This is a genomic window from Pseudomonas sp. AC247, assembly GCF_979258015.1.
In genome coordinates this window covers 5422435-5433930 of the sequence record NZ_OZ409829.1, presented here as the reverse complement: position 1 = coordinate 5433930, position 11496 = coordinate 5422435, and the positions used below count along the sequence as shown (strand labels likewise).

Sequence of the window (11496 nt, the reverse complement as noted above, 5' to 3'; positions counted from 1 at the left end):
ATTTGTATCGGCTTTCTGCGCGCTAAATTAGACGAAATGCATTTTCGTAGCTTCTAAAGCCGATATTTATCGGCTATAAAGTCGCCATTGCTCCGGCTTGGCGATCGCTTGTCCGGTGCGCGCGTTTTTCTTTTCGGTCGAATGGTCGACCGCCAAAGTACTTGCCCGGAGATGATTGATGAGCCGTATCGTTACCGTTGCTGCCACTCAGATGGCCTGTTCGTGGGATCTGGAAGCCAACCTCGAAATCGCTGAAAGGCTGGTGCGCGAAGCCGCTGCGAAAGGCGCGCAGATCATCCTGATTCAGGAGCTGTTCGAGGCGCCGTACTTCTGCCAGAAGCCGAACCCGGACTACCTGCAACTGGCGACGACGGTGGAAGACAACGTCGCGATCAAGCATTTCCAGAAAGTCGCCAAGGAACTGCAAGTGGTGCTGCCGATCAGCTTCTACGAGCTGGCCGGCCGCGCACGTTTCAACAGCATCGCGATCATCGATGCCGACGGCAGCAACCTCGGGATTTATCGTAAAAGCCACATCCCGGATGGCCCGGGCTACCACGAGAAGTATTACTTCAACCCGGGCGACACCGGTTTCAAAGTGTGGAACACCCGTTACGCGAAAATCGGCGTGGGCATCTGCTGGGATCAGTGGTTCCCGGAAGCCGCGCGGAGCATGGCCCTGCAAGGCGCGGAAATCCTCTTCTATCCAACGGCAATTGGTAGCGAGCCGCACGACAAGACTATTTCGTCGCGCGATCACTGGCAGCGTGTGCAACAGGGCCATGCCGGCGCCAACCTGATGCCGCTGATTGCCAGCAACCGCATCGGCAACGAAGAACAGGACGGCTACGACATCACGTTCTACGGCTCGTCGTTCATCGCCAACCAGTTCGGCGAAAAAGTGCAGGAGCTGAATAAAACCGAAGAAGGTATTCTTGTGCACACTTTCAACCTCGACGAGCTCGAACATATTCGCAGCGCGTGGGGTTCATTCCGTGACCGCCGTCCGAACCTGTACGGTGCGTTGAAAACCCTCGACGGTTCCCTGGAGTCCTGATCCCGATGACCACATTGAAAAGTACCCCGCGCGCCGACGGCTTTCACATGCCGGCCGAGTGGGCGCCGCAAACGCAGACCTGGATGATCTGGCCCGAGCGCCCGGACAACTGGCGTCTGGGTGGCAAACCGGCGCAAGCCGCACACGCAGCGGTGGCCAAGGCCATCGCGCGCTTTGAACCAGTGACCGTGGCCGTGTCCGCCGGCCAATACGAAAACGCCCGTGCACGCCTCGACGTGCCGAATATCCGCGTGGTCGAGATGTCCAGCGATGACGCCTGGGTACGCGACAGCGGTCCGACCTTCGTCATCAATAACAACGGCGAAGTGCGCGGTGTGAACTGGGACTTCAACGCTTGGGGCGGTTTCGACGGCGGTCTGTATTCGCCGTGGAATCGCGACTCGCAGGTCGGCGGCAAGATCCTCGAGATCGAACGCAGCCCACGCTATCGCACTGAAGGTTTTGTGCTCGAAGGCGGGTCGATTCACGTCGACGGCGAAGGCACGCTGATCACCACCGAAGAATGCCTGCTCAACCGCAATCGCAACCCGCACCTGGGCCGCGAAGAAATCGAAGCGGTACTGAGCGCCAATCTGTCTGTGGATAAAATCATCTGGCTGCCGGACGGTTTGTTCAACGACGAAACCGACGGTCATGTGGATAACTTCTGCTGCTACGTGCGTCCGGGTGAAGTGCTGCTGGCGTGGACCGACGATCCGCAGGATCCGAACTACCCGCGCTGCCAGGCTGCGATGAAAGTCCTGCAAAGCAGCACCGACGCCAAGGGTCGCCCATTCACGGTGCACAAAATGCCGATTCCGGGGCCGCTGTACGCGACCGAAGAAGAGTGCGCCGGGGTCGATCCGGTGGACGGCACGCAAGAGCGCAATCCGTCCGTGCGCCTGGCCGGTTCCTACGTGAACTTCCTGATCGTCAACGGCGGCATCATCGCGCCGAGCTTCGACGATCCGATGGACGCTGGGGCGAAAGAAATCCTGCAGAAGCTGTTCCCGCAGCACGAAGTGGTGATGGTGCCGGGCCGCGAACTGTTACTGGGTGGCGGCAATATCCACTGCCTTACCCAGCAGCAGCCCGCGCCGCACAAAGAGTGAGTTGAGTCGTAACAGCTTGAGTTGATTAATAAATCAGCCGGGCAATGATTAGCTCGCTATATATCAACCGAGGCCCGCACTCCGACAGGATGGCGGGCTTCTTTGTATCCACTTGTCGACAACAGAGAAACATTGGCATAGCTCTTGTATTCATCACCCGTGCACTAGGGAGGGGGAAGAACTTCAACAGTTCTGTCATAAACCTTGGATAACGTAGCCGCTCATGAACGGGGAGAGAGCGCTGAAATGAACGCCGAAGTGAACGTAGTCAGCGAGCGGACGTTGCATCCCATGGCCGTAAATGGCGAATCGCTGCAGATTGTCGCGCACTGGTTGAAGTCCAATGGAACGCGTCAGATCAGGGAACCTGATCCGCGCCGGATGATGATCGAGCGTTACCCCGCTGGCCTGTTCAGCGAGGCCGAACTGGAAGCGTTATGGGCTGTGATGGAAGGATAAGAACAACAACAGGGATTGGTAAAAGCGCTGCCGGGATGGCGGCGCTTTTTTATGCACGAAAGAAAAGATCGCAGCCTGCGGCAGCTCCTGCATTGAGATGTACATTTCCCTGTAGGAGCTGCCGCAGGCTGCGATCTTTTGATCTTGTTTCTTAAAAGCTATAAGTCCCGGTCATCACGACGCTACGCGGCGCCCCCGGCTGAATCTGATACTGGCTGGTCGCCGACGCGTAGTAATCACGGTCGGTGATGTTGTTCAGTGCCGCCCGCAAATCCCAATCCTTCATCCGGTAACCCACCAACGCATCCCAGCGGCCATATCCCGGCAATACGGTGGTGTTGGCGTTGTCGGCATAACGCTGGCCAACCAGGGTCAGACCGGTTTCGCCGTACCAACCCATCTCCGGTTTCCAGGTCAGGAACAGGCTGCCGTTATGCTTGGCGACGTTGTTGATGCGTTTGCCTTCCAGGCCATTGTTGTCCTTCTCGATGGTCGCATCCTGCATGCCGACGCCACCGCGCATGTACCAGTTGCCGACGATGTTGCCGGTCGCGGTCAACTCGATCCCGCGAGAACGTTGCAGGCCCGACAATACGGTCAGGGTCGGGTCGTTGGGATCGGTGGTACGACGGTTGTAGAGTTCCAGGTCATAGATCGCCAGCGTGGTGCTGAGACGGTCATCGAGCCAGTCGCTCTTCACGCCGATTTCTTTTTGCTTGGTCAGCTCGGGACTGAGGTCGTTGCTGTTGCCGGCCGCGCCCGGGGTGATGCCGATCAGGCCACCGCCGACGGGCGAGAAGGTCTTCGACCAAGAGGCGTAGAACGAGTGATTCTGCAGCGGCGTCCAGACCAGGCCCACGCGCGGGCTGGTGCTGTGGCTGTCGCGGTCTTCGGAGATGTTGCGCAGCTTGTTGGTCGACTCGATGTCGAAGGTGTCGTAACGCAGACCGCCGAGCAGTTGCCATTGATCGTTCAGGCGCAGCTGGTCCTGCACGTACACCGCGCGACTTTCGACTTCGGTATGGCTGCTGCTGGAAACCTGCATGCTGCCGGTGTGGCGCAGGTCGCGATTGGGGCTGTAGAGGTCAAGCGACGGCACGGGGCGTGCGCCCGGGGTTCTGCCGGTGGCGGCGTTGTACAGCGTCGGGTCGCGGCGCTGACTGCCGGTTTCAACGCCGGTGAGCAGGCGATGCTCGAGGCCGAACGTATCGAAACCACCTTCCAGTTCGAGGTTGTTGTAGATGTTGCGAGTGGTCAGATCCTGCTGCCAGTGCTGGCGTGTAACCTGGCGGGTGGCCGGGGTGAAACCGGTCAGGTAAGTGTTGTCGAAATCGCTGTCGAGCTTGAACACGCCGAGGGTCTGGCGCAGCTGCCAGTTGTCGTTGATTTCGTAAGTGAGTTTCGAGCGCAGCGACTGCGACTTGTCGTCGATAAAGTCGTGATCGTTGCCATAGGTCGTGTCGCGACCGACATCCGCCGGGCGCCCGTTGACGCCGGGAATGCCGCGATCCGGGGTGCGGTTGTAACGGCTGTATTCGTACTGCACCAGCCAGTTCAGATCCGGCGTCAATTGCCAGCTCATCGACGGCGCGAACAGTTGGCGATTGCCGCTGACGCCGTCGCGGAAGCTGTTTTCATCCATGTTGCCCATGTTCAGGCGCAGGCTGATGTTGTCGCTCGGGTCGGTGCTGAGGTCTGCGTAAAGGCTGCGCAAATCTTCGCTGCCGCCCTGGGCTTCGAGGGTCGAGCGGCGGCCGGCTTCCGGCGTCTTGCTGACGCGGTTGACGATCCCGCCCTGACTGCCACGGCCGTACAACACGGCGGCCGGCCCCTTGAGCACTTCGACGCGTTCGATATTGTGCAGGTCGCGCTTGTATTGGCTGTCGTCGCGGATGCCGTCCAGATAGAAGTCGTTGCTGGCGTCGAAACCACGGATGCGCAGGCTGTCGAAGCGGGTGTCGGCGCTGCTGCTGACGTTGGGCATGCCGCTCAGAGCGTCGGCGATATCGTTGGTGCCGTAGTCGGCGACGTTCGACGTCTTGATCGAATCAATGGCCTGCGGCACATAACGTACCGGCGTCGAAGTGCGGGTCGCGGTGTTGCTGACTTTTACCCGTGGATCATCGGTTTCGGTTTCGGCAGCGCTGATCGATGTCTCGGGCAATGTTGTAGGAGCAGCGTAGGAAAAACCGGCAGACAGCAGGGCAGAAAGGCCAACGCTGTAGGACGTAAGGCGAAAGGGGGCAGGCATTGAAGAAAACATCCGTAGGATTTTTAGGCTGTAGCGTGTAGGGGTGCGGATGATAATGCTTGCTATTTACTTCCGTTAATTATTCCTGAGAAGTTCCCCTGCGTGATTGTTTCAATTTGTGTCGATGTTGATACAAGTTGGCCGAGCAGACCATTCGCCCGATCCACGAAACAGACTGAAAGCCGTTTTGAGGTTTTTCCGTTTCGGCTGGAGGCATAGTCTCCCGGCATCAATTTTTGCCTGTTGGCTGCCGGAGATGACAGATGATCCTTCACTACATTTACGACCCGTTGTGCGGCTGGTGTTACGGCGCCAAACCGTTGGTGCAGGCTGCGCAAAACGTGCTGCCAGTCGTGGCGCATGCCGGCGGGATGATGAGCGGCGCCAATCGCCAGTGTGTTTCGCCGCAGCTGCGCAATTACGTAATTCCCCACGACCGGCGTATCGCCGAATTCACCGGGCAGCCATTTGGCGAGGCGTATTTCGAAGGTTTGCTGCGAGATCATTCAGCCGTCTTCGATTCGACGCCGCCGATTGCTGCGGTCATGGCAGCCGAATCCATCGACGGTGGCGGTGTGCAGATGCTTGGGCGATTGCAGACTGCGCACTATGTGGAAGGGCGGCGCATTGCCGATTCAACAGTGCTGCTGGAATTGGCGGTCGAGAGGGGTTATGCACAGGAGGACTTCCACATTGCCTTTGAATCGGTCGACACCGAGGCGCACATAAAAGCCAGTCGCCAGTTGCTGGCACAACTGGGCGGCCAGGGTTTTCCTACGTTCGCCCTGGAGCAAGACGGGCAATTCAAACTAGTCGACATCAGTCCCTGGCTGGGGAAGCCGCAACCTTTCGCGGACTGGCTGAAACAATCGATCAGCGTCGATGAGGCCGATGTGACCGCTGCGCTTTGCGGGCTCGAAGGATGCGCTTGAGGGCACTGTATTCACTGGTTGCAGGCATTTCCGTGCAAGGAGTCAGCGCAAAATTTACGTTTCTTAGACGATTTTCGCCTATTTAAAGACGATTCTTGAAATTGACACATAGTTCAGGGCGCGGCTACGATTCGGCCCAACGCCTGTGGCCAACCGCCATGACTCAAAATAATAAGAAGGCCCGCCACGGCATTGTCGTGGGCGGGTCTTTTTGTTTCGGGATGAAAAAAGAGTGCAATAGCGCCGTTTCAGCCGTTCGACACAGCGCGTTTCAACCCGTAATAAGGAAAACAAAATGTTGAACAAGCGAATCAGCCTGATCGCTCTGGGGATGTTGAGCGCCACACAGGCCATGGCTAACGACCAGGCCGAGTCCAAGGGTTTTCAAGAAGACAGCAGCCTCAAAGTGCTGTTGCGCAACGCCTACATCAACCGTGATTACAAAGACGGTAACGACGACAAAGCCGAGTGGGGCCAAGCGGCCATCGGCACGTTCTCGTCCGGCTTCACCCAGGGCACTATCGGTGTCGGCGTGGATGCCTTCGGTCTGTACGCACTGCGTCTGGATGGCGGCAAAGGCCGCAGCGGCGCCGGTGGTATCGACTTCTTCAAGCAAGACAACGGCAACGTTGCCGGCCAGCACGGCGATGCCGCCAACGATCTGGCCAAGGCTGGCGCAGCGGTCAAATTCCGCTTCTCCAACACCGTGCTGACGTACGGCGACCAGATGCCGGCACTGCCGGTGCTGAACTATGACAACTCGCGTCTGTTGCCGGAAAGCTACACCGGTACTTTGATCACTTCCCGTGAGATCAAGGGCCTGGAACTGAACGCCGGCCGATTCACTGCCGAATCGCGCAAGAGCGATGAAGGCCGTGACAGCGGTGGTCTGAAGTCGATCAACGTGTTGGGCGGTAGTTACCAGTTCACTGAACACTTCAAAGGTGCGTTGTACGCTTCCGACGTTGAAGACGTATTGAAGAAACAATACGTGAACGCCAACTACGTGTTGCCGTTCAACAAGGATCAATCGCTGACCTTGGACTTCAACGGCTACCGCACCAAGCTGGACAACTCCTATGTCCGCGAAAACGGTGTGACCGGCGACGACAACAAGATCTGGAGCCTGGCAGCCACTTTCGCCACCGGCCCACACTCGTTCACCGTGGCGCACCAGCGCTCCACTGGCGACAGCAACCTGGGCTACGCCTACGGCGGCTACCAGAAAGATCAAAACCGTGTCGGCGATGGCGGCAACACCATCTACCTGGCCAACTCCTACTGGTCGGACTTCAACGCTGAAGACGAACGCAGCTGGCAGTTGGGCTACGGCCTCGACTTCGGCGCATTCGGCGTACCGGGCCTGAGCTACAACTTCGCTTACGTGCGTGGCGACAACATCACCACCTCAACCAGCACCGGTGGCACCGAGCGCGAGATCTTCAACCAGTTCAAGTACGTCGTGCAAAGTGGCCCGGCCAAAGACCTCAGCGTGAAACTGCGCAGCTCGATCCTGCGCGTGTCGCAGAAGTCCAGCGAGTACAACGTGGGCGGCAACGAAGTGCGTGTATTCGTGGATTACCCGATCAACATCTTCTGATGCCCGATCCGGTGTAAGAAACGTGAAAAAACTCCGACTGGTTCGGAGTTTTTTTTCGACGGTTTTTCGATGAAAACCGGAAAAAACCCGAGTTTTTGTCATGTAAAAGTTGTTTTTAAGTCGCTTCAATCACCGTTTCAAACAGGGCTTTAAATGCCTCAAATTCTTTCTCATGGACGCAAATTCTCCACCTAATAGATTAGGCCGCTCAACGCAGCGGAGAATTTGGTAATGATCGTTTTGAACAGAGAAGTGGGCGAATCGCTACGGCGCGACAAATATGTCAACGTCCAGGGTGGTGACTTCAATCTCTACGGTCATTTTGCCGACTTCGTCAGACTGACCAAAAGTTGGGAAAACATGGAGCCTGACAGCTACTACGGTCAGGCCGAAGCCGGCATGCGTTACCGTCGTTACAGCGACTTTGAATACAACCCGAAAACCCGCGAGCTGACGCAACTCGAGCATCGCGCGTACGTGCAATCGAAAGAGAACAACGCCTACGTTGGCGGCCTGGTACGACACTTCCAGGACTTCTCCGATGAAGTGATTTCTTCGCCGGTAATGCGCAGCCTGATCGACACCGATTTCGAAGTGTACAAAAGCGTGTTGCCGGAAGAGCTGCACGATGAAATCTGGCAGTGCCAGATCCATCAGATCCGCATCGAGATCAAACCCGGCAAACAATTGGAAATTACCCCTGAAGGCATTCACTGCGACGGTTACCCGTTCAGCGGCGTGCACTTCTGGGGCCGCAACAACGTCGAGGGTGCGGAGAGTCGTCTGTACGACATCCACGAGCATCAACTGGCGTCGACCACTTACGAGGAAATTCTCGACACTACCTACTTCCTCGACCGCGACATGCGCCACTACGTGACCCCGGCGCGCAACAGCCACACCCATGCCATGGCGTATCGGCAGATTCTGGCGATTTCTTTCTCGCGGCCCGGGACCGCTTTCGACATTGTTCGCTAATCAGATCACCCCAATCGATGGCGTCGAGTGCTCGACGCCTGTGGTGCTGCGACGTGCCACGGCCAAGGATGCGCAGCGCATGGAGCGCTTCTTCCGCCAGTTCGACGAAGTGTCCTTCTGTGAATGGCAGGACGCCAAGTGCCTGCGCGGCGTGCTGATCCAGAAAACCACGACGGCCTATCTCGCCTTCGACGTCGCCGGCGAAATCGTCGGCGCGGTGCTCGGTGGCATGCTCGGCAGTCGCGGCACCATCAATCATCTGGCCGTCAGCCCGCGCTATCGCAGCCAGGGCGTCGGTCAACGTCTGGTTGAAGCGGCGTCGTCCGACATGAAGCGTGTCGGTGTGTTGCGGATGTTTCTGTTTGTCGACGATGCTAACCTCGCGGGCAAGCGTTTTTGGACTGCCCAGGGTTTTTGCGAGCCCCACGGCGAACGGACTTTTGAGAGGGATCTATGAATGAAAGGTCCGGCAGTGCGCCGCTGATGGTCACCCATCAGCCGTCGCGCACGTTTGCCGAAGCCAGCCCGGTGGTCGCCGGCTACTTCACGGTGTCATTCGTGTTCGGGCTGATGGCCGTCAACGCCGGGTTGCCGATGTGGCTGCCGGTAGCGATGTGCTTGTTCGTGTATGCCGGCGCATCACAATTCGCCGCGCTGGCGCTGATCTCCAGCGGCGCCTCGTTGACCACCATTGTGCTGACCACGTTTCTGATCAACGCGCGGCACATGCTGATGTCGGTGTACATGGCCAAGGCCCTGCGCGCACTCGGTTTGAGTCGCATGGAACGTTGGGCATACGCCGGTGGCCTGACCGATGAATCCTTCGCCTTCCACAGCGTCAAGCTCGGCACCGGCGCACCAGTCAACGTGCGCTATCTGATCGGTTTCAACCTGTTCTGCCACACCTCGTGGGTGCTCGGCGGTTTGCTTGGCGCGGTCTGCGCGCAGTACGCGGCGCACCTGATCAAATATCAGCTCGACTACGCACTGACGGCGATGATGCTCTACGTGCTGGTGTCGCTGTGCAACACGCGCAACAAACTCATCGCCGCCGGGGCCGCGGTGATTTGCATGGGCGCACTGAGCCTGGTCGGCAGCTCGCCATTCAACGTTTTCATCGCCACGTTTGTGGGCTGCGGAGTGGGTGTATGCCTGACCAAACGTTCCTGATTCTGGTGGTCGCGCTGATGATGGCCGTGACCTTCCTGCCACGCGCCTTGCCATTGCAAGTGAATACCGAGCACTGGCCGCCGTTTGTTGCGCGGGCGCTGGAATACTTGCCGGTGGCGATCGTCGCTGCGATCAGCCTGACTCCCTTGTTGATCAAGGATCAGCACATACAGCTCGATCGCCCGGAATTCTATGCCGCGATTCCGACGTTGCTATGTGCGTATTTCAGCAAAAACCTCTTTCTCAGTGTGGCGGTTGGGACGGCTGCGTACATTGCGCTCGGCTCGTTCATGTAGCGGTAGATCGACGACGTCACTCAACGCCTGGCTCGACAACTCCGGATTGTTCACCGCCAGGCGTACCTCGAGGAAATCCTCGAAACCGGGGAAAATCGTCAGGCCGTTCTTCTGCGCGGCCTCACGCGAAACCATGCCGACCGCGTCCATTTGCGTGATCAGCGACAGCGTCAACGTTTCACTGCACGAATAGACCATGCGCTGGCCGTTCTCGTGATTGCCCAGACCGGCGTCGAGAAAGCGCAAAAAGCTGTGGGAATAAGGACAATCTTCCGCAGGACGCACCTGAAACTTGTTGCCCAGCAACGTCAGTGGATCGTTTTCCTGGCCGCAATGCGCGCCGACCACCTGCACCTGAACATCCGGCAAGACAATGCTCGGCAACCCCGGCCGCTGCGGGCCGATCAGCACCGCAAGGTCAAAGTCTTCGTTCTTCAGCTTACTGAGGTTTTCCATCGACTCGGCATAACTGAATTCCATCTGATAATCGGGGAACACCTCGATCAGGCGCCCGATCATTCGCCGATTGAAATCAGGCGACAACGTGTTGTTCAGCGCCACCTTCAACGTACGTTGGCCCGGCACCTTCAGCGCCTCGACCTTTTCTTCCATCTGTCGCGTGGCAATCAGCACTTTGTCCATATAAGGCGTCAGCTCAGTGCCTTGCGGCGTCAGCGTCAGCCCTTTGTTGGAACGACGAAACAAGCGGAAACCGAACTGCTCTTCGACCTTGTTCAACTGCGCGGCCAGCGCCTGCACAGTCAGGCACGAATGCTCGGCTGCGGCCGACAACGAGCCGGTCTGCACGATGCGCATGAGGTTGCGTAAGGTTCTGCTATCCATGGGTAATGCCCTCTAAAGTGGGCTGGGTATTGTTGTTTACGAGACCGCCGGTCCGGCGGCCATATGCTGGGTATATTCCTGCACCTGAGCATAGTTGTCGCGGGTTTAGTAGCGAATTGATGTCCCTGCCGATGGCTGGAGGCTGACACAGGATCGGGGTTTTTGGGGGGATGGGGGTGATGGGGGTCAAAAAAAGTGCGTGGTTTTGGTGCGAGGGGGCGATTTTTCACGGGGAAAAGGCTGACAACGTTAGTGGTATTGGCCTGCGAAATACGTGGATGCGTCCTAGGCGAACTTGCGACCGAGCTGATAGCGGCGAATTGTTAAAGCAGATGAAGTGGCAGCGTCGAGACATCGAGCCTATGTGGCTGCGGATCTGAATGAGGTGAGCGAAGTGATTGCATCACAAGAAGCGGTTGATCTGGACTGCCCAAATGGCACCCGGCGGCACCAGGTTATTGAGATTCGAGAGCGGCCTTCCGTTGCACGAATCCCTACGGATAAGACAGCTCAAGCGATGTTGGAAGCACTGAATATTCTGCAGCGGTTTGAGTCGGTCGACGGAATGCTCAAATAATTGAGGCAATAAAAAACCGACATCGCTGTCGGTCTTTTTTTACTCCCCAAATAGGGAAAGAGGTCTCACCCGGGCACTGATCCTCAGGTCATCAGTGGGGTTCCTAACGCCGACTATCGCCACCTGATGGCAGTCGGTTTCGCGCTCTTGGGCCGATTCTCGGCATCGCGAGTAAAACTGTCAATCCGGAGCTAGGTCATTGTTACTACGCTTGCGAATCA

The 11496-nt window shown here is 57.7% G+C and carries 12 protein-coding genes; 10 read left to right on the top strand and 2 right to left on the bottom strand.

The window, feature by feature from the left end; translation table 11 throughout:
• The first annotated feature begins 178 nt into the window (after positions 1 to 178).
• From aguB to ACZZ0B_RS24645, 3 genes are all read left to right on the top strand, one after another.
• Positions 179 to 1057, top strand: coding sequence for an N-carbamoylputrescine amidase (aguB, locus tag ACZZ0B_RS24655; RefSeq protein WP_460368801.1), 879 nt, complete (start codon positions 179 to 181; stop codon positions 1055 to 1057).
• 5 nt (positions 1058 to 1062) lie between these two features.
• Positions 1063 to 2169: an agmatine deiminase gene (gene aguA, locus ACZZ0B_RS24650; RefSeq protein WP_463546433.1), complete on the top strand. Its 1107-nt coding sequence runs from the start codon at positions 1063 to 1065 to the stop codon at positions 2167 to 2169.
• Positions 2170 to 2415: 246 nt separating this feature from the next.
• A complete protein-coding gene (locus ACZZ0B_RS24645) occupies positions 2416 to 2628 on the top strand; it encodes a hypothetical protein (RefSeq protein WP_008080512.1) in 213 nt (70 codons plus the stop codon).
• A 151-nt stretch (positions 2629 to 2779) separates the two neighbouring features.
• Here ACZZ0B_RS24645 and ACZZ0B_RS24640 read toward each other — a convergent pair whose 3' ends face one another.
• Entirely contained in the window at positions 2780 to 4879 is a 2100-nt protein-coding gene (locus tag ACZZ0B_RS24640) for a TonB-dependent receptor (protein ID WP_463546432.1), read from the bottom strand.
• Positions 4880 to 5142: 263 nt separating this feature from the next.
• Between ACZZ0B_RS24640 and ACZZ0B_RS24635 the strand changes: the two genes are divergently transcribed.
• From ACZZ0B_RS24635 to ACZZ0B_RS24610, 6 genes are all read left to right on the top strand, one after another.
• Entirely contained in the window at positions 5143 to 5811 is a 669-nt protein-coding gene (locus ACZZ0B_RS24635; protein WP_463546431.1) for a DsbA family protein, read from the top strand.
• 295 nt (positions 5812 to 6106) lie between these two features.
• A complete protein-coding gene (locus tag ACZZ0B_RS24630) occupies positions 6107 to 7411 on the top strand; it encodes an OprD family porin (protein ID WP_008080515.1) in 1305 nt (434 codons plus the stop codon).
• A 231-nt stretch (positions 7412 to 7642) separates the two neighbouring features.
• The gene (locus tag ACZZ0B_RS24625) at positions 7643 to 8389 is read left to right on the top strand and encodes a 2OG-Fe dioxygenase family protein (protein ID WP_008080516.1); all 747 of its coding nucleotides are present in this window, start codon (positions 7643 to 7645) and stop codon (positions 8387 to 8389) included.
• A 79-nt stretch (positions 8390 to 8468) separates the two neighbouring features.
• Positions 8469 to 8846 (top strand): GNAT family N-acetyltransferase, encoded by a 378-nt coding sequence (locus ACZZ0B_RS24620; RefSeq protein ID WP_008080517.1) that lies wholly within the window; start codon positions 8469 to 8471, stop codon positions 8844 to 8846.
• Positions 8843 to 9559, top strand: a complete 717-nt coding sequence (locus ACZZ0B_RS24615; protein ID WP_008080518.1) for an AzlC family ABC transporter permease — start codon at positions 8843 to 8845, stop codon at positions 9557 to 9559. Before ACZZ0B_RS24620 ends, ACZZ0B_RS24615 begins: the two co-directional genes overlap by 4 nt.
• On the top strand, positions 9538 to 9855 hold the full coding sequence (locus tag ACZZ0B_RS24610; RefSeq protein WP_007952614.1) for an AzlD domain-containing protein: 318 nt from the start codon (positions 9538 to 9540) through the stop codon (positions 9853 to 9855). The genes ACZZ0B_RS24615 and ACZZ0B_RS24610 overlap by 22 nt, the downstream gene beginning before the upstream one ends.
• On the opposite strand, the gene ACZZ0B_RS24605 is transcribed toward ACZZ0B_RS24610, so the two are convergent.
• Complete coding sequence (locus ACZZ0B_RS24605) at positions 9772 to 10698, bottom strand: LysR family transcriptional regulator (protein ID WP_008080520.1); 927 nt, start codon at positions 10696 to 10698, stop codon at positions 9772 to 9774. The two genes, ACZZ0B_RS24610 and ACZZ0B_RS24605, sit on opposite strands and share 84 nt — an antisense overlap.
• A gap of 385 nt (positions 10699 to 11083) precedes the next feature.
• Here ACZZ0B_RS24605 and ACZZ0B_RS24600 point away from each other — a divergent pair, with 385 nt between their 5' ends.
• On the top strand, positions 11084 to 11275 hold the full coding sequence (locus ACZZ0B_RS24600; protein WP_463546430.1) for a hypothetical protein: 192 nt from the start codon (positions 11084 to 11086) through the stop codon (positions 11273 to 11275).
• Positions 11276 to 11496: the final 221 nt, after the last annotated feature.

Bases quoted from the DNA above. Each gene is read 5' to 3' on its own strand.
- aguB (WP_460368801.1), top strand. From the start codon at position 179: ATGAGCCGTATCGTTACCGTTGCTGCCACTCAGATGGCCTGTTCGTGG.
- aguA (WP_463546433.1), top strand. From the start codon at position 1,063: ATGACCACATTGAAAAGTACCCCGCGCGCCGACGGCTTTCACATGCCG.
- ACZZ0B_RS24645 (WP_008080512.1), top strand. From the start codon at position 2,416: ATGAACGCCGAAGTGAACGTAGTCAGCGAGCGGACGTTGCATCCCATG.
- ACZZ0B_RS24640 (WP_463546432.1), bottom strand. From the start codon at position 4,879: ATGCCTGCCCCCTTTCGCCTTACGTCCTACAGCGTTGGCCTTTCTGCC.
- ACZZ0B_RS24635 (WP_463546431.1), top strand. From the start codon at position 5,143: ATGATCCTTCACTACATTTACGACCCGTTGTGCGGCTGGTGTTACGGC.
- ACZZ0B_RS24630 (WP_008080515.1), top strand. From the start codon at position 6,107: ATGTTGAACAAGCGAATCAGCCTGATCGCTCTGGGGATGTTGAGCGCC.
- ACZZ0B_RS24625 (WP_008080516.1), top strand. From the start codon at position 7,643: ATGATCGTTTTGAACAGAGAAGTGGGCGAATCGCTACGGCGCGACAAA.
- ACZZ0B_RS24620 (WP_008080517.1), top strand. From the start codon at position 8,469: ATGGAGCGCTTCTTCCGCCAGTTCGACGAAGTGTCCTTCTGTGAATGG.
- ACZZ0B_RS24615 (WP_008080518.1), top strand. From the start codon at position 8,843: ATGAATGAAAGGTCCGGCAGTGCGCCGCTGATGGTCACCCATCAGCCG.
- ACZZ0B_RS24610 (WP_007952614.1), top strand. From the start codon at position 9,538: ATGCCTGACCAAACGTTCCTGATTCTGGTGGTCGCGCTGATGATGGCC.
- ACZZ0B_RS24605 (WP_008080520.1), bottom strand. From the start codon at position 10,698: ATGGATAGCAGAACCTTACGCAACCTCATGCGCATCGTGCAGACCGGC.